The 24,047-nt window shown below is 72.9% G+C and carries 18 protein-coding genes and 1 pseudogene; 15 read left to right on the top strand and 4 right to left on the bottom strand.

Features of this window, described 5'->3' with window-relative positions; all coding sequences use genetic code 11:
- Window positions 1–50: 50 nt before the first annotated feature.
- On the top strand, window positions 51–908 hold the full coding sequence (locus tag BM076_RS30915) for a Fic family protein (RefSeq protein WP_093717048.1): 858 nt from the start codon (window positions 51–53) through the stop codon (window positions 906–908).
- A 328-nt stretch (window positions 909–1,236) separates the two neighbouring features.
- Here BM076_RS30915 and BM076_RS30920 read toward each other — a convergent pair whose 3' ends face one another.
- The gene (locus BM076_RS30920; protein ID WP_093717049.1) at window positions 1,237–2,079 is read right to left on the bottom strand and encodes an HAD family hydrolase; all 843 of its coding nucleotides are present in this window, start codon (window positions 2,077–2,079) and stop codon (window positions 1,237–1,239) included.
- Between the two features lie 440 nt (window positions 2,080–2,519).
- Here BM076_RS30920 and ssd point away from each other — a divergent pair, with 440 nt between their 5' ends.
- The 7 genes and pseudogenes from ssd to BM076_RS38370 form a co-directional block, all read left to right on the top strand.
- Window positions 2,520–3,629: a septum site-determining protein Ssd gene (ssd, locus tag BM076_RS30925; RefSeq protein ID WP_093717050.1), complete on the top strand. Its 1,110-nt coding sequence runs from the start codon at window positions 2,520–2,522 to the stop codon at window positions 3,627–3,629.
- Entirely contained in the window at window positions 3,626–4,783 is a 1,158-nt protein-coding gene (locus BM076_RS30930) for a TadA family conjugal transfer-associated ATPase (protein WP_093717051.1), read from the top strand. The genes ssd and BM076_RS30930 overlap by 4 nt, the downstream gene beginning before the upstream one ends.
- Window positions 4,780–5,916 carry a type II secretion system F family protein gene (locus BM076_RS30935; protein ID WP_093717052.1) on the top strand — a complete coding sequence of 379 codons (1,137 nt, stop codon included), beginning with the start codon at window positions 4,780–4,782 and terminating at the stop codon, window positions 5,914–5,916. Before BM076_RS30930 ends, BM076_RS30935 begins: the two co-directional genes overlap by 4 nt.
- On the top strand, window positions 5,913–6,716 hold the full coding sequence (locus BM076_RS30940; protein WP_093717053.1) for a type II secretion system F family protein: 804 nt from the start codon (window positions 5,913–5,915) through the stop codon (window positions 6,714–6,716). Before BM076_RS30935 ends, BM076_RS30940 begins: the two co-directional genes overlap by 4 nt.
- Window positions 6,717–6,909: 193 nt before the next feature.
- A complete protein-coding gene (locus BM076_RS38365; RefSeq protein ID WP_407640737.1) occupies window positions 6,910–7,278 on the top strand; it encodes a DUF4244 domain-containing protein in 369 nt (122 codons plus the stop codon).
- Window positions 7,265–7,678, top strand: coding sequence for a TadE family type IV pilus minor pilin (locus BM076_RS30950; protein WP_093717054.1), 414 nt, complete (start codon window positions 7,265–7,267; stop codon window positions 7,676–7,678). Before BM076_RS38365 ends, BM076_RS30950 begins: the two co-directional genes overlap by 14 nt.
- Before the next feature lie 68 nt (window positions 7,679–7,746).
- Window positions 7,747–7,935 (top strand): annotated as a pseudogene (locus BM076_RS38370) (Rv3654c family TadE-like protein); the annotation flags it as partial.
- Window positions 7,936–8,004: 69 nt separating this feature from the next.
- Here the strand turns inward: BM076_RS38370 and BM076_RS30960 are convergent.
- Window positions 8,005–10,671, bottom strand: coding sequence for a DEAD/DEAH box helicase (locus BM076_RS30960; protein WP_245796554.1), 2,667 nt, complete (start codon window positions 10,669–10,671; stop codon window positions 8,005–8,007).
- A gap of 160 nt (window positions 10,672–10,831) precedes the next feature.
- Between BM076_RS30960 and bldG the strand changes: the two genes are divergently transcribed.
- The 5 genes from bldG (at window position 10,832) to BM076_RS30985 (ending at window position 16,725) form a co-directional block, all read left to right on the top strand.
- Complete coding sequence (gene bldG, locus BM076_RS30965) at window positions 10,832–11,173, top strand: anti-sigma factor antagonist BldG (RefSeq protein ID WP_031520166.1); 342 nt, start codon at window positions 10,832–10,834, stop codon at window positions 11,171–11,173.
- 79 nt (window positions 11,174–11,252) lie between these two features.
- The gene (locus BM076_RS30970; protein ID WP_093717055.1) at window positions 11,253–11,666 is read left to right on the top strand and encodes an ATP-binding protein; all 414 of its coding nucleotides are present in this window, start codon (window positions 11,253–11,255) and stop codon (window positions 11,664–11,666) included.
- Window positions 11,667–11,903: 237 nt separating this feature from the next.
- Window positions 11,904–14,294: a sodium-translocating pyrophosphatase gene (locus tag BM076_RS30975; RefSeq protein WP_093717056.1), complete on the top strand. Its 2,391-nt coding sequence runs from the start codon at window positions 11,904–11,906 to the stop codon at window positions 14,292–14,294.
- A gap of 221 nt (window positions 14,295–14,515) precedes the next feature.
- Window positions 14,516–15,073 (top strand): small secreted protein, encoded by a 558-nt coding sequence (locus BM076_RS30980; protein ID WP_093717076.1) that lies wholly within the window; start codon window positions 14,516–14,518, stop codon window positions 15,071–15,073.
- Window positions 15,074–15,174: 101 nt separating this feature from the next.
- Window positions 15,175–16,725 carry a DUF7059 domain-containing protein gene (locus tag BM076_RS30985; protein WP_093717057.1) on the top strand — a complete coding sequence of 517 codons (1,551 nt, stop codon included), beginning with the start codon at window positions 15,175–15,177 and terminating at the stop codon, window positions 16,723–16,725.
- 78 nt (window positions 16,726–16,803) lie between these two features.
- Here BM076_RS30985 and BM076_RS30990 read toward each other — a convergent pair whose 3' ends face one another.
- Both BM076_RS30990 and BM076_RS30995 read right to left on the bottom strand, forming a co-directional pair.
- Entirely contained in the window at window positions 16,804–17,181 is a 378-nt protein-coding gene (locus BM076_RS30990; RefSeq protein ID WP_245796556.1) for a DUF2752 domain-containing protein, read from the bottom strand.
- Between the two features lie 145 nt (window positions 17,182–17,326).
- Window positions 17,327–17,731, bottom strand: coding sequence for a TM2 domain-containing protein (locus BM076_RS30995; RefSeq protein ID WP_093717059.1), 405 nt, complete (start codon window positions 17,729–17,731; stop codon window positions 17,327–17,329).
- Window positions 17,732–18,131: 400 nt separating this feature from the next.
- On the opposite strand from BM076_RS30995, the gene topA reads away from it, so the two are divergent.
- Window positions 18,132–20,927 carry a type I DNA topoisomerase gene (topA, locus tag BM076_RS31000; protein ID WP_093717060.1) on the top strand — a complete coding sequence of 932 codons (2,796 nt, stop codon included), beginning with the start codon at window positions 18,132–18,134 and terminating at the stop codon, window positions 20,925–20,927.
- Between the two features lie 240 nt (window positions 20,928–21,167).
- Window positions 21,168–24,047: dTMP kinase (tmk, locus tag BM076_RS31005; RefSeq protein ID WP_245796557.1), on the top strand; the 2,880-nt coding region annotated here is incomplete at its 3' end.

Here is a 24,047-nt window from a genome sequence, read left to right on the forward strand (position 1 = left end):
CACTCTTTCGTGGGCGTTCCGCACGGTGGGGGGTGACTAGGGTCGGACGCATGGCTAAGAACGCTGATCCCTCTCCCGCCACCGGGCAGACGGACCCGCTGGCGGTCCTCGGCGCGCTGCCCGGGGTGCCCGAATCGGTGGACTCCGTACGGCAGGCCGTGGACAAGGTCTACGGGCACCGGGTGATGCGGCGCCGGTCCAACGAGGTCGCGTCGGAGGCGGCGCTGCGGGGTGCCCGCGGTTCCGCGGCACTGGCCGGCGCCGACTGGCCCCTGGAGGAGATCCGCCGGCGCAGCGACTTCTCGGCCGACGACGACGCCCGTACGGTCGGGGCCGCCCTGCGGCTGACGGCCGAGTCCGGTCAACTGCTCAGTGTCTGGCGGCAGTCACCGGTGCAGGCGCTCGCCCGGCTGCACCTCGTGGCGGCGGGCGGCGCGGCCGACGAGCCGACCGTGGGCCGTCCGCGCGTGGCAGGGGAGAAGGTGGACGAGCCGTTGGTCGGCATCGCCGAGATCCCGCTGCCCGAGCCCGCCGAGGTCGCCGCCCGGCTGGACGGTCTCACGGGTCTGCTGCGGGCGGGCAGCGCGGCCCCGGCGCTGGTCGTCGCCGCCGTGGTGCACGGCGAACTGCTGTGTCTGCGCCCCTTCGGCTCCTTCAACGGCCCGGTCGCGCGGGCCGCCGAGCGGATCGTGCTGGTCGGCAGCGGCCTCGACCCCAAGTCGATCTGCCCGGCCGAGGTCGGCCACGCGGAACTGGGCCGGGCCGGCTATCTCAAGGCCCTGGAGGGCTACGCCTCCGGCACCCCGGAAGGCATGGCCGAATGGATCGGCCACTGCGGTCGCGCCCTGGAGCTCGGTGTCCGCGAGAGTGTCGCCGTGTGCGAGGCGCTGCAGCGCGGCGCGGCCTGACGGCAGGCCGCCGGTCGACGGCGGTGGCCTAAAAGAGATGCGGCGGCACCCTGGGGTGCCGCCGCTGGCATGTCCGTCAAGTTACCAATGCGTGCACGATATTTGCCCATCAGGCCGGGATCTTCGCCCGTCACCTGGTGTGGCTGGCCCGGTAAGCGGGTCGGCTGCGCGTGGGTGCCCGACTTTCATGCTCGGTCCGTGGGGCCTGGTGCTGTGAACTGCGGTCTTCCTCTCGGAACTCCGTGGTCTCGCGGGCCGCTACACCCTTTGTACTCCCGCCGGGGGCGCAGTGGAACCCCTCACGCGACTTCTTTACTTTTGGGTCGAATCAGGACATAAAGACAGGTCGGCGGCGGGCCGCGAACCACACCAGTCCCGCCGTCGCCGCCGCGGCGCCCACCGCCGCGGCGACCAGAACCGGCCGCGGCGGCATCGACAGCGACGGGATCCGCTGATTCAGCCGCACCGGCCGGCTGAAGGTCAGAACCGGCCAGTCGCGCGACACCGCTTCCTTGCGCAGCGCCCGGTCCGGGTTGACCGCGTACGGATGCCCGACCGACTCCAGCATCGGGATGTCGGTCACCGAATCGCTGTAGGCGAAGGACCGCTCCAGGTCGTATCCCTCCGACTTCGCCAGCTCGGCGATGGCGTCCGCTTTTGCGGGACCGTAGACGTAGTGCTCGATCTCCCCGTTGTACGCGCCCTCCCGTACGACCATCCGTGTGGCTACGACATGGTCCGCACCCAGCATCTCGCCGATCGGCTCCACGACCTCGGAGCCCGAGGCGCTGACGATCACCACATCGCGGCCCGCTGCGTGATGCTCCTCGATCAGCGAGGCCGCCTCGTCGTAGATGATCGGGTCGATCAGGTCATGCAGGGTCTCCGCCACGATCTCCCGCACCTGCTGGACATTCCAGCCCCGGCACAGCTCGGAGAGGTATTTGCGCATGCCTTCCATCTGGTCGTGATCCGCACCGCCGACCAGGTACACGAACTGGGCATATGCGGTACGCAATACCGCGCGTCTGTTGATGAGACCGCCCTGGTAGAAGGAGCGGCCGAAGGCGAGCGTGCTCGACTTGGCGATCACGGTCTTGTCGAGATCGAAGAACGCCGCGGTGCGCGGTGGCAGGTGGTTTTCCACGTGACGAGCATAGGCAACCACCATTCGGCGTAAGCTCGGGCGTGTGGGTTTGCCTGAGAAGGGCTTCGGGTACACCATGGAAGTCACGGATCGTTCGCGACCGTGCTAACCCGGTCTGGCTCCTCCCCCCCCGAGTCGGACCGTGGGGACGACCCCCGCTCTCCCCCCCGGCGGGGGTCGTCGCATGTCCGGATGCCTTTTCCCGGTCCTTGCCGCGCCCCTGCTCCCGTGTGTTCATGACGATCTCCCTCGCGTTCGTATCGGCTCTCACGCATACGACAAGTGACGGACCGTAATCGTGAGGCGGTGACGACGAACTCACCCGTGAGAGTGGTGGAGTTATCCACAATCACCTAGTTGTCCACAGATTCTGACCAAGATCATCTCAATTCCCCTTCCTGCGCCAACCTGATCGCAGGCGATGCACACACGTGCTCGCGCCACAAGCGACGGGGGACAGAGAAATGGCTGGATCCACGACACCCGACCAGCGGCCGACCGCCATCGAAGGACCGGGCGGGCCGTTGATTGTCACCGAGGACGAAACGCTCCTCGACGACCTGCTGCGACTGTGCGCCGCGGCAGGTACGGAACCGGAAGTGGTCTTCACCGCGCCTCCGCGCGCGTCGAGTTGGGACAGCGCGCCGCTGGTCCTGGTCGGAGCCGAAGCGACCGAGCGGATCCGCGACGCGCCGCGCCGCAAGGGCGTGCTTGTCGTCGGGCGCGATCTGCACGACCACGGCGTGTGGCGCAGAGCCGTCGCCGTCGGCGCGGACCATGTGCTCTTCCTGCCCGACGCGGAGTCCTGGCTGGTCGACCGGATCGCCGACATCGCGGAGGGCGCGGGTGAACCGGCCCTGACCGTAGGGGTGGTGGGCGGCCGGGGCGGCGCCGGCGCCAGCACGCTGGCCTGCGCGCTCGCGGTCACCGCGGCAGGCGACGGCCGGCGCACCATGCTCATCGACGGCGATCCGCTCGGCGGCGGCCTCGACATCCTGCTCGGCGCCGAGCGCGTCGGCGGACTGCGTTGGCCCGACCTCGCGGACTCGCGCGGGCGCGTCAACAGCGGTGCGCTGGAAGAGTCGTTGCCGCGACTCGAGGCGTTGAGCGTCCTGAGCTGGGACCGCGGCGATTCGGTGCTCATCCCGCCGCAGGCGATGCGGTCCGTGCTGGGCGCCGCCCGGCGGCGCGGTGGGGTCGTCGTGGTCGATCTGCCGCGCCGGGTGGACGAGGCCGTCGCCGAGACGCTCGCCCAGATCGACATCGGACTCCTCGTCGTACCGGCCGAGTTGCGGGCGGTCGCCGCGGCCGCCCGTGTCGCCGCCGCGGTGAGCATGGTCCTCAAAGACCTGCGCGTCGTCGCCCGCGGCCCCTTCGCGTCGGGCCTCGCGGACGAGGAGGTCGCCCGTCTGGTGGGACTGCCGCTCGCGGGCCAACTCCCGCCGGAGCCGGGCCTGTCGGACGCGCTCTCCGGAGGCGGACCACCGGGCTCGGCCGCCCGCGGACCGCTCGCCCGCTTCTGCTCCGCCTTCCTCACCCAGGCCCTGCCGAGCGGCGGGAGCGTGACGGTATGAGCCCCGAACTCCTCGACGCGGTACGGCTGCACCTGGCGGAACACGGCGGCGAACCCACTCCCGCGCGCGTGGCGGCGGCGCTGCGCGCCCGCGGCCGACTGCTCGGCGACAGCGAAGTCCTCGATGTGGTCGCCGTGCTGCGCTCGGAACTGGTCGGCGCGGGACCGTTGGAACCACTGCTCGCCGACCCGGACGTCACCGACATCCTCGTCAACGCGCCGGACGAGGTGTGGACCGACCGGGGCAGCGGCCTTCAACGGTGCCCGGAGATCCGGTTCGCGGACGCCACCGCCGTCCGCAGGCTCGCCCAGCGGCTCGCGACCACGGCCGGGCGGCGCTTGGACGACGCCCATCCCTGGGTCGACGCACGGCTGCCCGACGGCACGCGGCTGCACGCCGTCCTGCCGCCGGTCGTGGTCGGCTCGCCCTGCCTGTCGCTGCGCGTGGTGCGCTCGCGGGCCTTCACCCTCGCCGAACTCGTCGCGGCCGGCACTCTCGACACCGAGACCGCCCGGCTGCTGCGCGCGATCCTCGACGCCCGCCTGTCGTTCATGATCAGCGGCGGCACGGGGACCGGGAAGACCACGCTGCTGAGCTGCCTGCTCGGCCTGGTCGACCCCGCCGCGCGCATCGTCCTGGCCGAGGACTCCGCGGAGTTGCGCCCCGACCACCCGCATGTGGTCAGGCTGGAGACCCGCCCCGCCAACCAGGAGGGCGCGGGACACGTCACCCTGCGGGACCTGGTCCGGCAGGCGCTGCGCATGCGGCCCGACCGGCTGGTGGTCGGTGAGGTCCGTGGGGCTGAAGTGACGGATTTGCTGAGCGCGTTGAACACGGGACACGAAGGTGGTTGCGGCACGGTCCACGCCAATGCCGCGGCCGATGTGCCCGCGCGTCTCGAAGCGCTCGGCTCCACCGCCGGGCTCGACCGGGCCGCCCTGCACAGCCAGTTGGCCGCCGCGCTCGCGGTCGTGATCCACCTCGTCCGCGACGCCTCGGGGGTGCGCAGGGTCGCCGAGATCCATGTCCTCGAACGCAGCGCGGACGGACTGGTCGTCACCCGGCCCGCGTTGCTGCGCGACGCCCGTGGCCACCATGAGCGCGGCCCCGGCTGGCAGCGGCTCGCCGCGCTCTGTTCTGTGGGCGTGTCATGAGCGCCGTAGTCATCCACCAGCCGTCCCTCACCTGGACCGCGGTCCTGTGCGCGGTGCTCGCGGTTCTCGCGGCCCGCACCCGCACCGACCCGCGCCGCCGCGCACGCGACCTCCTGCTCGGTACCGCCCCCGAGCGGGCCGGTACGGCCGGGACGACCACGGCGCCGGGGCGCTCGCATCCGCCATCGCTGGACCGGCTGTTGGAGACGGCGAAGTCGGCCCTGGCGGCGTGGAACACGGTCACCGCATGGACGGCCCGAAGGCTCATGGCGGGGCGGCTCACCGGGGCGGTGCGCGGCAGGCTCGGCCCGGAGGCCCTGTGCCTGCCGGTGGGCGGCGCGCTCGCGCTGCTGACGGCCTCACCACTGCCGCTGGTCGCGGGAGCGGCGGCCGTGCCGCTGGTGGGGCGAGCGCTGCGCAGACGCCGTGAACGGGCCGCGGCCGAGCGGGGAGCGGACGCGGTGAGCACGCTGTGCGGCACGGTGGCGGGGGACTTGCGCGCCGGCCGGCCACCGCATGTGGCGCTGGCCGACGCCGTCGAGGCCGCCGGTTGGCCCGCTTCACCGGACCTCGCCGACGCGGCGCGGACGGTGCTGTCGGCGGCGCGCTTCGGCGGCGACGTGCCGCACGCCCTGCGGGAGGCGGCCCGGCTCGGCGCGGGGACGCACGGGCTCGCCGCGGTCGCCGCCTGCTGGCAGGTCGCGGTGGACGGCGGCGCGGGACTGGCCGCGGCGCTCGACCGGGTCGCCGCGGCGCTGCGGGCGGACGCCGACCAACGCGACGACCTGCGGGCCCAACTGGCCGGACCCAGATCGACCGCGGTGCTGCTCGCGCTGCTGCCGTTGTTCGGCGTCGTGCTCGGCGCGGGCCTGGGCGCCGACCCCTCGAAGGTGCTGCTGCACACGCCGGCGGGGCTGCTCTGCCTGGTGGCGGGCGGCTGCCTGGAGTGGGCGGGACTCGCGTGGACCGCGCGGATCATCCGTGCCGCGGAGGGCGGTGCCGGTATCGGCGCCGGTGCCATCGACCGGCATCGGAAGGGGAGCGCCGGGTCCGCCGGTCGGAAGCGGAGTGCGGGCGGCGCTGGCACGCAGGAAGCGGCGGACTCGGCCGGGCGGACGGGGGAGCGGTCGTGAACGGCGCGCGTGTCCACAGCCTGGGGACAGTGCTTGCCGCGCTGGCCGCGGCGGCCGCCATCGGCAGCGCCCTGATCGGGGCAAGACGGGAGAAGGCGGCGGCGCGGCGGCTGCGCGACGCCCTGAGGGCCCGGCACCGGCGTCGGCCGCGGTGGCGCCCGCCGGCCGGCTCGGGCACCCGGCTGCGGGACTGGGGACCGCCGGTGGCGGCCGGGCTGGGGGCCGCGACGTTGATCGGCGGGGTGCTGGGCGGCCTGGTGGGCGCCTTGACGGTCCTCGGGGTCAGGAAGGCACTCCGGGGGCGGCAGAAGGCCACTGAGGGCCCCGGGGCGGACGGGACGGGATCGCCCGCACCCGATCCGGCGGAACTCCCGCTCTGCGCCGACCTGATGGCCGCCTGTCTTGCCGCGGGCGCGTCGCCCGGGGAAGCGGCGGGCGCTGTCGGCCGGTCCTTGGCCGGCCCGATCGGGGACGCGCTGATACGGGTCAGGGCCGAGCTGCGACTCGGCGCCGATCCCGCGGACTGCTGGCGGCGGTTCGGCCGCCTGCCCGCCGCCCGTGAGATGGGGCGCTGCCTCGCCCGCGCCTCCACCACGGGCAGTGCGCCCGTCGCGGAGATGTCCCGGCTGGCGGCCGACTACCGGGCGGGGTACGCCCGTTCGGCGCTCGGCCGGGCCCGGCGGGCGGCGGTGCACGCCACCGCGCCGCTCGGCGTCTGTTTCCTCCCGGCCTTCCTGCTGGTCGGCGTCGCGCCCGTCGTGATGAGCCTGGCAGGCGGCGTCCTCGGCAGGACGGGCTGACCGGGCGGCCCGATCTCACGGCCCGATCGGGCGGGCGCCGCCCGGACGGCGCCGCCTCTCCGTGGAACGCCCGGCACCCGGGCGTCCAGACCCGCGCGGTCGGCCACCCCCCGGGGTCCGCAAACGATCCACCACCTCGCATCACACCTGACCACTCACAGCTCAAGTCCACTCACACATCAAGGAGATTCCGATGACACATCACACGACCCACGCACAGCTCGCGCCGACCGCGACGGTGCCGATCACTGCGGTGCCGGCCACTGCGATGCCGACCACTGCCATGCCGGTCGCGCCCGTACCGATTCCGCGTGCCGCCGACGCGGTCCGCAAGGCGCGTGCCGACCGGCGGCGGTACATCGGGCGGCTGCGGCGGCGGGCGGCACGTTGCCGGGACGCCACCCGTTCGGCGGCGGAGGCCGGGATGAGCACGGCCGAGTACGCGGTCGGGACGATCGCGGCGTGCGGCTTCGCGGCGGTGCTCTACAAGATCGTGACGAGCGGACCGGTGCACTCGGCGCTGAACGGCGTGATTGTGAAGGCCCTCCATGTGCCCTTCTGAGGCGGGTTCCGGGGCCGGGGCCGCGCCCGGGCGTCGGCGGCGGCGCGGCCGCCCGCGCCCGGACGGCGGTTACGTCACGGCCGAGGCCGCCATGGTGATCCCGGTACTGGTGGCGCTCACCGCGGCGCTGATCTGGGGCCTGATGGCAGCGGCGGCGCAGGTGCGGTGCGTGGACGCGGCACGGGCCGGAGCCCGGGCCGCGGCCCGGTCCGAGGCACCGGGCGACGTGCGGCGGGTGGCGCGGGAGGCCGCGCCGCCCGGCGCCCGGGTGAACGTGACCCGCTCGGGCGACCTGATCCGGGTCACCGTCACCGTCCCGGCGCCGCGCTTCCCCATCACGGTGCGGGCCGAGGCCGTCGCGCTCGCCGAGGACTCCGTGGGCGGAGGTGGTCCACCGTGACCGGGACCGGGCGCGCGGGTCGCGACGACCGCGGATCGGCCACCGTGTGGTCGCTCGGCCTGATCGCGGTGCTGTGCGCGGTCTTCGCCGCGGTGCTCTTCATGGACCAGGCGATCGTCGCCCGCCACCGGGCCGGCGGCGCCGCCGATCTGGCGGCGCTCGCCGCGGCCGATCACGCCCTGGAAGGTCGCGCGACCGCCTGCGCTCTGGCCGCCGAGGTCGCCTCGGCCCAGAGCGCCCGCCTGGTGAGCTGCGCTGTGCGGGGCGAGATCTCCGACGTCACCGCCGAGGTCGACGGCGCCCGCGTCCGTTCCCGCGCGGGCCCCTCAGCCCTCCCGGACCCCGTCGCCGTCCCCGGCAGCGGAACCACCACCGCCCCGCTTCCCGACGGCCCCCTTCCGCCGGCCCCCGCCGCCGGACGTCGTCCCGTCGCCTGGCTTGGCCCGACTTCCGGCTCCGGCCGGGGTGGCGCCTTCGACCGAGCCCGAGCCCCCGTCGTCGGGCTTCGCCCGGCCTCCGCCCCCGTCCCGGGCGGCGGCCCCGACCGAGCCCGCGCCCGTGCGGGCGCCGCCCGCACCGCCCACCGCGGCACCGCCACCCTCCGCGACCACCGGGCGGGACGGGCCCGGGATGTGGGGAGCGGCGGCCGGGGCGAGGAGGCAGTCCAGGAGGCGGACGGCGGCGGCCTTGTCGAGCGGGTCGTTGCCGTTGCCGCACTTGGGCGACTGGACGCAGGAGGGGCAGCCGAATTCGCATTCGCAGGAGGCGATGGCCTCACGGGTGGCGGTGAGCCAGGTGCGGGCGGTGTGGAAGGCGCGCTCGGCGAAGCCGGCGCCGCCGGGGTGGCCGTCGTAGACGAAGACGGTGGGCAGCCCGGTGTCGGCGTGCAGGGGTATGGAGACCCCGCCGATGTCCCAGCGGTCGCAGGTCGCGAAGAGCGGGAGGAGGCCGATCGCGGCGTGCTCGGCGGCGTGCAGGGCGCCGGGCAGTTCCTCGGGATGGATCCGGGCGGCGTCCAGCTGCGCGTCGGTGACGGTCCACCACACGGCCCGGGTGCGCAGGGTCCGCGGCGGCAGGTCGAGCTTGCTCTCGCCGAGGATCTCGCCGGTGAGCAGCCGGCGCCGCAGGTAGGAGACCACCTGGTGGGTGACCTCCACGGAGCCGAAGTGGATCCGGGCCTCGCCCCACGGCTCCTCCAGGTCGCTGCTGAGCACCCGGATGTCGGTGGTGTCGCGGGCCATCGTGGAGTAGGCGGGGTCGGCGGGCTCGACCAGCGCCACACCGTCCTCCAGGTCGAGCCGGGTGACCAGGTAGGTGCGGCCCTGGTGGAGGTGGACGGCGCCGTCGTGGACGGCGGTGTGCGCGGAGGACGCGTCGACCGTGCCCAGCAGCCGCCCGGTCGCCGTCTCCACGACCTGCACGGGACGGCCGCCTTCGCCGCGGATGTCGGTGAGGTCGGCGGCCCGCTCCCGGCGGGTCCAGTACCAGCCGGCGGCCCGCCGCCGCAGCAGCCCGCGCTTTTCCAGCTGCGGCAGCAGCGACGGCGCCTCGGGCCCGAACAACTCGAGATCCGCCTCGGTGAGCGGCAGCTCGGCCGCGGCGGCGCACAGGTGCGGTGCGAGGACGTACGGATTGTCGGGGTCGAGGACGGTGGTCTCGACGGGCTGCTCGAAGATCGCCTCGGGGTGGTGGACGAGGTAGGTGTCGAGCGGGTCGTCCCGGCCGACCATGATCGCCAGCGCGCCCTGTCCCGTCCGCCCGGCGCGGCCCGCCTGCTGCCACAGCGACGCCCGGGTGCCCGGGTAGCCGGCCAGCAGCACGGCGTCGAGGCCGGAGATGTCCACGCCCAGTTCCAGCGCCGAGGTGGAGGCGAGGCCGAGCAGCCGCCCGGAGTGCAGGTCGCGTTCCAGGGCGCGGCGCTCGTCGGCGAGATAGCCGCCCCGGTAGGCGGCAACACGCCCGGGCAGCGAGGAGTCGACCTCGGCGAGCCGCTCCTGGGCGATCAGGGCGACCAGTTCGGCTCCGCGCCGGGAACGGACGAAGGCCACGCTGCGCACGCCCTGGACGACGAGGTCGGTGAGGAGTTCCGCGGCCTCGGCGGTGGCCGTGCGCCGGACGGGCGCGCCGTGCTCACCGGACAGCTCCGTCAGCGGCGGCTCCCACAGCGCGAAGTCGAGCCCGCCGCGCGGCGAGGTGTCCTCGGTCACCTCCGCCACCGGCACACCGGTGAGCCGGGACGCGGCCCGCCCCGGGTCCGCGGACGTCGCCGAGGCGAGCACGAAGACCGGCTCGGCCCCGTACCGGGCGCAGATCCGCCGCAGCCGGCGCAGCACCTGGGCGACGTGCGAGCCGAAGACACCGCGGTAGCTGTGGCACTCGTCGATCACCACATAGCGCAGCCGGCGCAGGAAGGAGGCCCAGCGGGCGTGCCCCGGCAGGATGCCGCGGTGCAGCATGTCCGGATTGGTGAGCACGTAGGTCGCGTACTGCCGGACCCACTCGCGTTCCTCGACCGGGGTGTCACCGTCGTAGACCGCGGAGCGGATCGCGGTGCCCAGCGGGGCGGCGAGCCGGCTCACGGCGCGGCGCTGGTCGGCGGCGAGCGCCTTGGTGGGGGCCAGGTAGAGCGCGGTGGCGCCGCGGCCGTTGGGCGCCTCCGAGCCGTCCAGCAGCGCGCTGAGCACCGGCGCCAGGTAGGCCAGCGACTTCCCGGAGGCGGTGCCGGTGGCCACGACCACCGACTCGCCGCGCGCCGCGTGCGCCGCGGCCAGTGCCTGGTGCTCCCACGGCCGGTCGATCCCGGCCGCGCGGATCGCGTCCACGACCTCGTTCCTGATCATGTCGGGCCAGGATGCATGGCGGCCGACCCGCGGGGGCAGGTGCTCCGTATGGGTGATGCGCGCGGCTCGGTCAGCCCCCCTGGTCAGCCGCTCCAAAGCGGTCCTGGGGGACGGGCGGCCGTGCGCCGACTGCGGAAGATGATCCTGGGCCATCGGCACTCAGTGTGTCACCGGCGTGACGGACAATCGCAGTAAGGCGTCGTGCTCGCCCGCTGCGAAGTGATTGAATGCCATCGCGGCCGTCGATCCGTCCTCTACCTTCTGGTGGGGGCCCCAGGGGGGCGCCGCGTCGATGCAAGGTGCTGGAGGATCCGTGGACCTGTCCCTGTCGACCCGAACCGTCGGCGATCGCACGATCGTCGAAGTCGGCGGCGAGATTGATGTGTACACCGCGCCCAAGCTGCGCGAGCAGCTCGTGGAGCTTGTGAACGACGGGAGTTATCACCTGGTCGTGGACATGGAGGGAGTGGACTTCCTCGACTCCACCGGCCTGGGTGTGCTCGTCGGCGGGCTGAAGCGAGTGCGTGCCCATGAAGGATCGCTGCGCCTGGTGTGCAACCAGGAGCGCATCCTCAAGATTTTCCGTATCACCGGTCTGACCAAGGTGTTCCCGATCCACACCTCGGTCGACGAGGCTGTCGCGGCGACCGACTGACGTTCGCCGACGAGGGGCACCGGACGGGTCAGCCGTCCGGGCCCCTGTGATGCCCAGCCAGAGGACCGAGGGGGAGGCCATGCCCACCGTAGAACTGCTCTTCAGCGCCCAGCCGGAGCATGTGCGCACAGCACGGCTCGTCGCGGCTGCCGTGGCGCGCCGGGCGGGGGTGGACGAGGCTGTTCTCGACGAAGTACGGCTCGCGGTCGGCGAGGCGTGCAGCCGTGCCGTGGGTCTGCACCGCGGCAACGGGGTGGAGGAACCGGTCCGCGTGATGCTGACCGAGGAGGAGAAGAAGTTCTCCATCGAGGTCGCCGACGAGGTCCCCGGCAATGCCGCGGGCGCCGCGCCCGACGCGGGCGGTGACGAACTGAGCGACGAGGGCGAGATGGGCCTCGCCGTGATCAGCGGCCTGGTCGACGACGTGGACGTCACCGAGACCGCCACCGGCGGAGTGATCCGTATGAGCTGGCCGATCGTCACCCCGGCCTGACCGCTACCGTCCGACCGTTTCCGCCTGATCCCCCGCTCTGCTCGCATGTGCTCGCGCCGCTGTGCCGCGCGAGCGCATGCGCATGCCATCGAGCGGGAATATCCTTTTTCCACGCGGCACCCTGTTTTGAAGTGCTGCGGCTCCCTACAATCCGTCCATCTTGCTCAGCTCGCCTGAGCGTTGCGGCTTGTGAGCCGTGAAGCCGCACGCCCATGCGCCAAACGTCAAGGAGGACGAATGGCGGGGCCACTTACCCCTCACACGCTTGCCGCGTCGCCGGTACTGACCGACGGAAATCGGACCCTGGTCTGGATCATCGCCGTCGTCGCCCTGGGCGCACTCGCGCTCGCCTGGGTGTTGGTACGTCAAGTGCTCGCGGCGGACGAGGGCACCGACAGCATGAAGAAGATCGCGGCTGCCGTGCAGGAAGGCGCAAACGCCTACCTCGCACGGCAGTTCCGTACCCTGGGGATTTTCGCCGTGGTGGCGTTCTTCCTGCTCATGCTGCTGCCCGCGGACACCACCTCACAGCGGATCGGCCGCTCGATCTTCTTCCTGGTGGGCGCCGTGTTCTCGGCGGTCACCGGCTATGTCGGCATGTGGCTGGCGGTCCGCAGCAACGTACGGGTCGCGGCCGCGGCCCGCGCGGCGACCCCGGCGCCCGGTGAACCGTCGGCCGATCTGACCGACGTCTCGCACCGGGCGATGCGGATCGCGTTCAGGACCGGCGGAGTCGTCGGCATGTTCACCGTCGGCCTCGGACTGCTCGGCGCGTCCGCGGTCGTCCTGATCTACAAGGCCGACGCGCCCAAGGTGCTGGAGGGCTTCGGCTTCGGCGCGGCCCTGCTGGCGATGTTCATGCGGGTCGGCGGCGGCATCTTCACCAAGGCGGCCGACGTCGGCGCCGACCTCGTCGGCAAGGTCGAGCAGGGCATCCCCGAGGACGACCCGCGCAATGCGGCGACCATCGCCGACAACGTCGGTGACAATGTCGGCGACTGCGCGGGCATGGCGGCCGACCTGTTCGAGTCGTACGCCGTCACCCTGGTCGCCGCGCTGATCCTCGGCAAGGTGACCTTCGGCGACTCCGGTCTCGCCTTTCCGCTGCTCATCCCGGCGATCGGCGTGCTGACCGCGATGGTCGGCATCTTCGCCGTGTCGCCGCGCCGCAGCGACCGCGGCGGCATGACGGCGATCAACCGCGGCTTCTTCATCTCCGCGGTGATCTCCCTGGTCGGTGTGGCCATCGCCGTCTACACCTACCTGCCGTCCTCCTACGCCGACCTCAAGGGCGTCGACTCCGACATCTCCGGCCACTCCGGCGACCCGCGCACCCTGGCGATGGTCGCGGTCGCCATCGGGATCGTGCTGGCCGCGGTGATCCAGCAGCTCACCGGCTACTTCACCGAGACCAGCAGGCGTCCAGTCCGCGACATCGGCAAGACCTCGCTCACCGGCCCGGCCACCGTCATCCTGTCCGGGATCTCGCTCGGCCTGGAGTCCGCGGTCTACTCGGCGGTGCTGATCGGCCTGTCCGTCTACGGCGCCTTCCTGCTCGGCGGCACGTCCGTCTGGCTGGCGCTGTTCGCGGTCGCGCTGGCCGGCACCGGCCTGCTGACCACCGTCGGCGTCATCGTCGCCATGGACACCTTCGGCCCGGTCTCCGACAACGCGCAGGGCATCGCCGAGATGTCCGGCGACGTGCACGGCGAGGGCGCCCAGGTGCTCACCGACCTCGACGCCGTCGGCAACACCACCAAGGCCATCACCAAGGGCATCGCGATCGCCACCGCCGTCCTGGCGGCGACCGCGCTGTTCGGCTCGTTCAAGGAGGCCATCGACACCGCGGTCGACAAGGCGCATCCGGCGGCGTCCGACGCCCGCTGGCTGTCGCTGGACATCTCCCAGCCCAACAACCTGGTCGGGCTGCTGCTCGGCGCGGCCGTCGTCTTCCTCTTCTCCGGCCTCGCCATCAACGCCGTCTCCCGGTCGGCGGGCTCGGTGGTCTACGAGGTGCGCCGGCAGTTCCGCGAGCACCCCGGGATCATGGACGGCACCGAACTGCCCGAGTACGGGCGGGTGGTCGACATCTGCACCAAGGACGCGCTGCGCGAGCTGGCCACACCGGGTCTGCTCGCCGTCCTCGCGCCCATCGCGGTCGGCTTCACCTTCGGTGTCGGCTCGCTGGCCTCGTACCTGGCGGGCGCGATCGGCGCCGGCACCCTGATGGCGGTGTTCCTGGCCAATTCCGGCGGGGCCTGGGACAACGCCAAGAAGCTCGTCGAGGACGGCCATCACGGCGGCAAGGGCAGCGAGGCCCATGCGGCGACCGTCATCGGCGACACGGTCGGCGACCCGTTCAAGGACACCGCGGGCCCGGCGATCAACCCGCTGCTGAAGGTGATGAACCTGGTGGCGCTGCTGATCGCGCCCGCGGTCGTCAAGTTCAGCTACGGCGTGGACGCCAATCCCGGGGTACGGATCACCGTCGCCGTGATCGCGATCGCCGTCATCGTCGTGGCGGTCTACCTCTCCAAGCGGCGCGGCATCGCGATGGAGGACGGCGACGGCGACGGGGACGGCGGGGACACCGGACGGCGTCATCCGGACACGGCCACCGTGGCCTGATCCGACCGCTCCGGAGGCGCAGGGCCGTACGGGTCCGCTCCGGAGGCGATCCGACGCCTCGTCAACAGTGCGGTGGGTGACCCTACTTGTGGGGTCGCTCACCGCACCTTGGTGCGAATGGCTTGAATATCGGACGAATCACCCCACGGATTGGCGGTGACCACCCGTCAGCCCTGTATGTTCCGGGGCCGTAAGGCCACGGAAGGGACCATCCGGTGAAGGTGAACAAGAAGCTCCTGGCCGCGCTCTCCGGTGCGGTCATGCTGCTGGCGCTGTCGGGGTGCAGCGACGACTCCGACAAGAAGCTGAACGACTGGGCGAAGGGCGTCTGCGACCAGGCCGCGGCCCAGACCAAGAAGATCAACGACGCCAACACGGCGATCACCCAGGTGAACAGCAACGGCAAGCCGCAGGATGTGAAGGCCGCCGACTCCGCCGCCTTCCAGTCGATCTCCGAGGCGTACAAGTCGCTCGCCGACATCGTCAGCAAGGCCGGCGCGCCGCCGGTCGACAACGGGGACAAGATCCAGAAGGACGCGGTGTCCGACCTCACCGGCCTGTCCACGCAGTACGCGACGCTGAAGAAGCAGGTCGACGGGCTCGACACCAGCGACCAGGCGAAGTTCGCGGACGGCCTCAAGGGCGTGTCCGAGTCGCTGGGCAAGGTCAGCAAGAACGGCGAGCAGGCCCTCGACTCGCTGCGCCAGGGCGACGTCGGCAAGGCCATGGCCAAGCAGCCCGGCTGCAAGCAGGCGTCGGCCTCCCCGTCCGCGTCCTAGGGCGCGCACAAGGCTCACGTCAGGGCTCACGTCAGGACCGCCGCGGCCCGCCGCCCCGCACGAAGGGCGCCGGGCCGCGGCGATTCCGCGACAATGGCCGGGTGAGTACGCCCCTCCTCCCCGCCGCCCGTACCGCCGAGGCGCTGCGCGCCGATCTGCGCGCCGCCGCCTTCACCGCCGACGGCTGCCTCGACCTGCTCGGCGCCGCCGCCTGGGCGGCCCTCTCCCGCGCCGAGACCGTCCCCGCACTGCGCGCCACCCGCGGCGGCAGCCCGCTGGAGACCCTGGTCAGACTCTTCCTCCTGCAACGCCCCGTCCCCTACGACCGGGCCCGCGCCGCCCTGCCGCGGATCGAGGAGTACGCCGCCGACGGCTGGCTGGAACGCGACGGTGACGACGTACGCGCCACCGTGGACGTACGGCCGTACGCCGGTGACGACGGCGCCGACTGGTGGGTGGTCTCCGACCTCGGCTGTGCGGTCGGCGGCGCCGGCGGCATCGGCGCGGGCGGCCCGCAGGAGGCGGGCGCTCCCGGGGTGGACCGCGCCGATCTGGTGCTCGGCGTCGGCGGCGCCTCCACCACCCTGGCCGGGCTCACCGTGCGCGAGCCCGTCGGCAGCGCCCTCGACCTCGGCACCGGCTCCGGCGTCCAGGCCCTGCACGCCGCGCGGCACGCCACCCGGGTCACCGCCACCGACGTCAATCCGCGCGCCCTGCGCTTCGCCGCGCTCACCCTGGCGCTGTCCGGCGCCCGCGAGCCCGATCTGCGCGAGGGCAGCCTCTTCGAGCCGGTCGCCGACGAGCGCTACGACCTGATCGTGTCCAACCCGCCCTTCGTGATCTCCCCGGGCGGCCGGTTCACCTACCGCGACGGCGGCATGGCGGGCGACGACCTGTGCCGCACCCTGGTGCGGCAGTCCGCCGACCACCTCAACGACGGCGGCTACTGCCAGCTGCTCGCCAACTGGCAGCACACCGAGGGCCAGGACTGGCGGGAACGCCTCGCCTCCTGGATCCCGCGCGGCTGCGACGCCTGGATCGTGCAGCGCGAGGTCCAGGACGTCACGCAGTACGCGGAACTGTGGCTGCGCGACGGCGGCGACCACCGTACGGATCCGGCCACGTACGCCGCCCGCTACGACGCGTGGCTCGACGAATTCGAGCAGCGCAAGGTGAACGGGATCGGCTTCGGCTGGATCACGCTGCGCAAATCCGGGGCCGAGCAGCCGGTGATCACCGCGGAGGAGTGGCCGCACCCGGTGGAGCAGCCGCTCGGGCCGCACATCGCGGGCTGGTTCGCCCGCCAGGACTTCCTGCGCACCCACGACGACGCGGCGCTGCTCGGCTCCCGCTTCACGCTCGGCGCCGAGGTCGTACAGGAACAGGTGGGGCTGCCGGGCGCGGAGGACCCCGAGCACGTCGTGCTGCGGGCGGCCCGCGGGATGCGGCGCGCCACCAAGGTCGACACCGTCGGCGCGGGCTTCGCGGGCGTCTGCGACGGGACGCTCACCGCGGGCCGGATCGTGGACGCGATCGCCCAGCTGCTGGGCGAGGACCCGGTGGTGCTGCGCGACCGTACGCCCGAGTCGATCCGGCTCCTGGTCGAACAGGGCTTCCTCGACCCGGTGGACTGGACGCCGCGGCCCGTGTGAGACGACCTGAAGGGCCTCCAGGGCGCGGACGGGCATCGCGCACCGCTACGGACATCGCGCACCGCTTTTGAACGCCGTTCAGAACAGGTTGCGGACGACCGTCCACGTCACGGCCACGCCCAGCACGGCCATCGACACGCGCGGGCTCACCACGAGCCGCCGCCGGCGCCCGCGCAGACCGTCGACCAGCCAGCGCCCGAGCAGCCACAGCGCGAGGGGCGCGGCCAGCAGCAGGACGGCATTGTCGTGGAACGCCCGCACGAAGTCGCCGTGCATGAGGTCGTACACCATCCGCGTACCGCCGCAGGCCGGGCAGAGCAGCCCGGTCGCCCAGTTGAACGGGCAGCGCGGCAGCCAGTGGCCCGGCTGGTGCGGGTCGGTGCCGTAGAGATAGACGGACGCGGCGGCCCCGGCGACCAGTGTCGCCAAGGGAGCGGTCGCCGGATGGCCGAGCACCGCCGACCGGCGGCGCGGCCGGGACGCACCCGGTCCCGCGCCGACCGTGGGCCCGGGTACGGGCCCGGTCGCGGGTCCGTGAACGGGCCCACGGCTACGCGGCCGGCCGGTGTCGAACCGGCCGACCGCAGGCCGACGGACTCCGTCAGCCACGCAGCACCCGGCCCTGCGCGTCCGTCGCGTCATTGCCGGCCAGCAGCATGATGCCGTCGATCAGCGCCCAGATGCCGCAGCCGCCGCAGGTGAAGAGCTGGCCGAGCGCCATGCCCGTGTGCCCGGTGTAGAAGCGGCCGATGCCGAAGCCGCCGAGGAAGAGCTGCAGCACTCCCGCGACCACCTTGGACTTGTCCGAATACGGCCGCCCGTAAGGGTCGTAACCGTAAGGCGCCGCCGGGTCACCGGTGTAGCTGCCGGCGGGCGGCGGCGGGTAGGCGCCGCCTTGCTGCGGGTAGCCGTATCCGGGGGCCTGGCCCCCGGGCTGCTGCGGGTAGCCGTAGCCCGGCTGCTGGTCCCCGTAAGGATTCTGCCCGTACGGATTCTGGTCGGACATGTCTCGTCCCCCTGCTGAACGCCTGGATGCGCTCGTGTGTGGCTGTCGTTGCCGGACATCTTTGCAGTACGGCACCTGCCGCGTCGCGGTTCACCCCGGATTCGCACATCCACTCGCACGTCGGCCCGATGCCCCCTCCGTCCCCTGACGTGCGGAGAATCACTGCCGTACCGCGGCCCGGCCACGGCTGTGATCATGGCCATGCCCGGGGAAGAGCCCCCGCGAACGCGCCCCCGCGCGCTTCCGGGAATCCGGCCGGGGATACCGTCCATGCGGCAGACAGACCGGTTGTCGGGTTACCGTTCCAGTGGCGTTGTGGACTTTTCCCGTTTGACACGGGACAGGGAGGTACGGTCACACTCCGCAGCGACACACCTTCTACCGGGAGAGAAGAGCGAAGTTGTCCCCGACCCGCGAGACCGCACGAAGCGGCCAGCGACTCGTCATTGTCGAGTCGCCTGCCAAGGCGAAAACGATCAAGGGATATCTGGGCCCTGGATACGTCGTCGAGGCCAGCGTCGGGCACATCCGCGACCTCCCCAACGGGGCCGCCGAAGTGCCGGCGGAGTACAAGGGCCAGCCGTGGGCGCGGCTCGGCGTCAATGTGGACAGCGATTTCCAACCGATCTACGTCGTCAACGCCGATAAGAAGGCTCAGGTCAAGAAGCTCAAGGACCTCCTCAAGGAGTCCGACGAACTCTTCCTCGCCACCGATGAGGACCGCGAGGGCGAGGCCATCGCCTGGCATTTGCAGGAAATCCTCAAGCCCAAGGTGCCCGTGCACCGGATGGTGTTCCACGAGATCACCAAGGACGCCATCCAGGAAGCGGTGCGCAACCCGCGCGAGCTGAACCAGCGCCTGGTCGACGCCCAGGAGACCCGCCGTATCCTCGACCGGCTCTACGGCTACGAGGTCTCCCCGGTGCTGTGGAAGAAGGTCATGCCGCGGCTGTCCGCCGGCCGCGTGCAGTCGGTGGCCACCCGGCTGGTCGTGGAGCGCGAGCGCGAGCGGATGGCCTTCCGCACCGCCGACTACTGGGACCTGACCGGCACCTTCTCCACCGGCCGGGCCGGCGACGCCTCCGACCCCTCCAGCCTCACCGCCCGGCTCACCACGGTCGACGGCCGCCGGGTCGCCCAGGGCCGCGACTTCGACGCGTCCACCGGACAGCTCAAGGCCGGCTCCCAGGTGCTGCACCTGGACGAGAGCGCCGCCCGCGCCCTGGCCGCCGCGCTCGCCGACACGCAGTTCACCGTCCGCGGCGTCGAGTCCAAGCCGTACCGCCGCTCCCCGTACGCGCCCTTCCGCACCACGACCCTCCAGCAGGAGGCGTCCCGCAAGCTCGGTTTCGGCGCGAAGGCCACCATGCAGGTGGCGCAGAAGCTGTACGAGAACGGCTTCATCACCTATATGCGTACGGACTCCACGACGCTGTCGGAGACCGCGGTGCGCGCCGCCCGCGCCCAGGTCACCCAGCTGTACGGGGCCGACTACCTGCCGGACAAGCCGCGCGTCTACACGGGCAAGGTCAAGAACGCGCAGGAGGCGCACGAGGCGATCCGCCCCTCCGGCGACCGCTTCCGCACCCCCGCGGAGACCGGCCTGACCGGCGACCAGTTCCGGCTCTACGAGCTGATCTGGATGCGTACGGTCGCCTCCCAGATGAAGGACGCGGTCGGCCAGTCCGTCACCGTCCGGGTCGGCGGCGCCTCCGCCGACGGCCGCGACGCGGAATTCTCCGCCAGCGGCAAGATCATCACCTTCCACGGCTTCCTCAAGGCGTACGTGGAAGGCGCCGACGACCCCAACGCCGAGCTGGACGACCGCGAGCGCCGGCTGCCGCAGGTCACCGAGGGCGACCCGCTCAGTGCCGAGGAGATCACCGCCGACGGCCACTCCACCAAGCCGCCCGCCCGCTACACCGAGGCGTCGCTGGTCAAGGAGCTGGAGGAGCGGGAGATCGGCCGCCCGTCGACGTACGCGACGATCCTGGGCACCATCCTCGACCGCGGCTACGTCTTCAAGAAGGGCACGGCGCTCGTCCCGACCTTCCTGTCCTTCGCCGTCGTCAATCTGCTGGAGAAGCACTTCGGCCGGCTCGTCGACTACGACTTCACCGCCTCCATGGAGGACGACCTCGACCGCATCGCCCGCGGCGAGGCCCAGGCCGTGCCGTGGCTGCGCCGCTTCTACTTCGGCTCCGACGACGACCCGACCCCGGCTGCCGCGTCGGCCGCCGACGCGGGCAACGGGGACGGCGACCACCTCGGTGGCCTGAAGGAACTCGTCGAGGACCTCGGCGCGATCGACGCCCGGGAGATCTCGTCCTTCCCGGTCGGCGACGGCATCATGCTGCGGGTCGGCCGCTACGGCCCCTACATCGAGAAGGGCGAGCGCGGCGAGGACGACCACCGCCGCGCCGACGTGCCCGAGGACCTGCCGCCGGACGAGCTGTCCGTCGAGTACGCCGAGGAGCTGTTCGCCAAGCCCAGCGGCGACTTCGAACTCGGCACCGACCCGGCGACCGGCCGGCCCATCGTCGCCAAGGACGGCCGCTACGGTCCCTATGTCACCGAGGTGCTGCCCGAGGACACCCCGAAGACCGGCAAGAACGCGGTCAAGCCGCGCACCGCGTCGCTCTTCAAGTCGATGTCCATCGACACCGTCACCCTTGAGGAAGCCCTCAAGCTGATGTCGCTGCCGCGCGTCGTCGGCACCGACGCCGAAGGCGTCGAGATCACCGCGCAGAACGGCCGCTACGGGCCCTACCTGAAGAAGGGCACGGACTCGCGCTCGCTGGAGACCGAGGACCAGCTCTTCTCCATCACCCTCGACGAGGCGCTCGCCATCTACGCCCAGCCCAAGCAGCGCGGGCGCGCCGCCGCCAAGCCCCCGCTCAAGGAACTCGGCACCGACCCGGTCAGCGAGCGGCCCGTCGTCGTCAAGGACGGCCGCTTCGGTCCTTACGTCACCGACGGCGAGACCAACGCGACGCTGCGGCGCGACGACGACGTCGAGTCCATCACCCCTGAGCGCGGGTACGAACTCCTCGCGGAGAAGCGGGCCAAGGGGCCGGTCAAGAAGAAGGCTGCCGCCAAGAAGGCCCCGGCGAAGAAGGCCGCGGCCAAGAAGGCCACGGCCACGAAGAAGGCTGCTTCCGCTCCGGCGAAGAAGGCCGCCGCCTCCAAGAAGTAAGGGCGCCCGACAGGGGCGCGGGGAACTGCGCGCTCAGCCACATCCGTGGTGCGGGTGAAAAACCGCCCCCAGCGGGGCGGATGCTGTTGTTTTTGCGACCACCGGCCGGTGGGGGCTGAGCGCGCAGTTCCCCGCGCCCCTGAGGGGCCTGGTCCTCCGCACGCGCGGGCACAGGGGCCGCGCCCCTGGAAGGGGTACCGCACTCCGAATGGCGCGCCGCATGGCGGATAGGCTGTTGGGATGACGCCATCCCAGCAGCAGCCCGCCGCAGACGTCACCGTCACCGACGCGTTCGCCACGGACCTGGCCGCGGACTCCCGCGAGCGCGCCGTCGGCGCGCTGCTGAAGATCCCGGCGCTGCGGAAACTGTGGAGCGCACAACTCACGGGCGCCGTCGCGGACCGCCTCGGCCTGCTCGTGCTGCTGTGGCTGGCGGTGCAGGCGGCGGCGGCCGACGGCGCGTACGGCGGCGGATACCGCGGTGTGTCGCTGGCGGTCGCGGCGGTGTTCGCCGCGCGCCTGGTCGCGACGCTGCTGTTCGGCGCGGTGCTGCTCGGCCCGCTGTCGGCGCTGACCGCCGAGGGCGGCAAGCTCGACCGCCGGTGGACGATGATCGGCGCGGACGCCGTACGCCTCGGCCTGTTCATCGTCGCGCCGCTGTGGATCACCTGGTCGCAGCACAACGCGCTGACGTGGCTGCTGGTGACCGCCTTCGTGACGGGCATCGCCGAGCGGCTGTGGGCGGTCGCCAAGGACGGCGCCGCCCCGCTGCTCCTGCCGCCGCCGGGCGACACCTCGGTGCGGCCCGCGCCCGACCACCTGGCGACGCTGCACCGCCTCGACCTGCGGACCAGCTTCTCCGCGCTGCCGCTGGCCGCCGCCGCGATGGTGGTGGTCACGCTGGTGAACACGCTGATCGCGGTCGGCGTGACGTGGTTCGACCAGCACCAGGTGGCGCTGTCGTCGTACGTGGCGGCCGGCCTGTTCTCGTCCTCGATGTCGGTGCTCTACCTGCTGGAACTGCCCTCGGGCACGGTGGCGCGCCCGCGCTCCCCGCTCGAAGGGCTGCGGCTGCCCAAGGGCCCCGCGGGCGCGGAACGCGGCCGGACCGGCGCGCTGCCGCTGCTGGTCCTGGCCACCGCCGCGGTGGTCGGCGCGATCGGTACGGCCGTCGCCGTCTCGGTGCTGCACGCGCTCGACCTCGGCTTCGGGCCGACCGGTTTCGGCCTGCTCGTGCTGGCGCTGACCGCCGGTACGGTGTGCGGCATCCGCCTGGCGCCGCGTACGCTCCCGGCGCTGTCCAGGCGCCGCCTGCTCGCGCTGTCCATCGGCATCACCGGCCTCGGCCTGCTGCTCACCGGCATCGTCGCCGACCAGACCACCGTGCTGCTGCTGGCGCTGCTGACCGGCGCCGCCGCGGGCGTCACCGCCAACACCGGCCACGTCCTCATCGAGCAGGAGGCGGAGGCGGGACGGCGCGGCCGTACCACCGAGCACCTGCACGCGGTCTCCCGGGCCGTGCTGGCCGTGGCGGTGATCGCCGGGCCCGCGGTGGCCGGCGCGATCGGGCCGCACCGCATCCAGAAGGGCCACTTCACCTTCGACCACGGCGGCGCCGCGTACACCCTGATGCTGGTCGGCGCGCTGCTGCTGCCGGTCGCCGCGCTCGTCCTCGGCAAGACCGACGACCGCAGCGGCGTTCCGCTGCGGCGGGACCTGCGCGAGGCGCTGACCGGCGCGGAACCGGCCGTCGCCCCGGCCGCGACGGGCTTCTTCATCGCCATAGAGGGCGGTGACGGCGCGGGCAAGTCCACCCAGGTCGAGGCGCTCGCCGAGTGGATCCGCGCCAAGGGCCACGAAGTGGTCGTCACCCGCGAGCCGGGCGCGACCGCGATCGGCAAGCGGCTGCGGTCGATCCTGCTCGACGTGGCGTCCGGCGGGATCTCGCACCGCGCCGAGGCGCTGCTGTACGCGGCCGACCGCGCGGAACACATCGACACGGTGGTCAGGCCCGCGCTCGAACGCGGCGCCGTCGTCATCTCCGACCGCTACATCGACTCCTCCGTCGCCTACCAGGGCGCCGGCCGCGACCTCGCGCCCACCGAGATCGCCCGGATCTCCCGCTGGGCCACCGACGGGCTCGTTCCGCACCTGACCGTGCTGCTCGACGTCTCGCCCGAGGCCGCCCGCGAACGCTTCACCGAGGCGCCCGACCGGCTGGAGTCCGAGCCCGCCGCCTTCCACCAGCGGGTGCGCGCCGGTTTCCTGACGCTCGCCGCCGCCGACCCCGGCCGCTACCTCGTCGTGGACGGTGGCCAGGACCCGGCCGACGTCACCACCGTCGTACGGCACCGGCTCGACCAGCTCCTGCCGCTGTCCGAGCAGGAGATCGAGGCCCGTGCCGAGGCCGAGCGGCAGGCCGCCGCCGAGGCCGCCCGGCTCGCCGCCGAGGAGGCCGCCCGCAAGGCGGAGGAGGAGCGGCTGGAGCGCGAGCGCCAGGAGCAGCTCGAACGGCTCCGCCGCGAGGAGGAAGAGCGCCGGCTCGCCGCCGAGGAGGAAGCGCGCCGCGAGATCGCCGAGCGCGCCGCCGCCCGCGAGGCGGAGGCCGCCCGGCTGCGCGCCGAGGAGGAGGCCCGCGTCGCCGCGGAGGAGACCGCGCGGCGCGAGGCGGAGGAGGCGGCCCGCGCCGCCGAGCAGGAACGGCTCCGGCGGCTCGCCGAGGAGCAGGCGCGGCTGCGCGCCGAGGCGGAGGAACGGCGCCTGGAGAAGCAGCGCAAGGCGGAGGAGGCGCTGCTGCGGGCCGAGCGGGCCCGTACGGAGGCGGCCGCGGCCGCCGCTGCTGCGGCTGCCGCCGCCGAGTCCGGGGGTACGGAGGAGACGACCGAGGTCACGGCGCTGCCCGTGGAGCCCGTCGAGCCGGCCGAGCCCGGGGCCTCGTCCTCCGACACGACGCTCGTGAACGTCGTTCCGGCGGTGCCGGATGCCGAGAAGACGGCGGTGCTCCGGGCGGTGCCGGCCGAGGAGGCCGACTCCGAGGAGACGACGGTGCTTCCCGCGGTGACCGAGGATTCGTCGGAGACGACGGTGCTGCCTGCGGTGACCGAGGATTCGTCGGAGACG

The organism is Actinacidiphila alni, assembly GCF_900112845.1.
GTDB lineage: Bacteria > Actinomycetota > Actinomycetes > Streptomycetales > Streptomycetaceae > Actinacidiphila > Actinacidiphila alni.

Excerpts from the sequence above, each read along its gene's own strand:
- BM076_RS30915 (WP_093717048.1), top strand. The coding sequence starts at position 51 with ATGGCTAAGAACGCTGATCCCTCTCCCGCCACCGGGCAGACGGACCCG.
- BM076_RS30920 (WP_093717049.1), bottom strand. The coding sequence starts at position 2,079 with ATGGTGGTTGCCTATGCTCGTCACGTGGAAAACCACCTGCCACCGCGC.
- ssd (WP_093717050.1), top strand. The coding sequence starts at position 2,520 with ATGGCTGGATCCACGACACCCGACCAGCGGCCGACCGCCATCGAAGGA.
- BM076_RS30930 (WP_093717051.1), top strand. The coding sequence starts at position 3,626 with ATGAGCCCCGAACTCCTCGACGCGGTACGGCTGCACCTGGCGGAACAC.
- BM076_RS30935 (WP_093717052.1), top strand. The coding sequence starts at position 4,780 with ATGAGCGCCGTAGTCATCCACCAGCCGTCCCTCACCTGGACCGCGGTC.
- BM076_RS38365 (WP_407640737.1), top strand. The coding sequence starts at position 6,910 with ATGACACATCACACGACCCACGCACAGCTCGCGCCGACCGCGACGGTG.
- BM076_RS30950 (WP_093717054.1), top strand. The coding sequence starts at position 7,265 with ATGTGCCCTTCTGAGGCGGGTTCCGGGGCCGGGGCCGCGCCCGGGCGT.
- BM076_RS30960 (WP_245796554.1), bottom strand. The coding sequence starts at position 10,671 with ATGGCCCAGGATCATCTTCCGCAGTCGGCGCACGGCCGCCCGTCCCCC.
- BM076_RS30970 (WP_093717055.1), top strand. The coding sequence starts at position 11,253 with ATGCCCACCGTAGAACTGCTCTTCAGCGCCCAGCCGGAGCATGTGCGC.
- BM076_RS30975 (WP_093717056.1), top strand. The coding sequence starts at position 11,904 with ATGGCGGGGCCACTTACCCCTCACACGCTTGCCGCGTCGCCGGTACTG.
- BM076_RS30995 (WP_093717059.1), bottom strand. The coding sequence starts at position 17,731 with ATGTCCGACCAGAATCCGTACGGGCAGAATCCTTACGGGGACCAGCAG.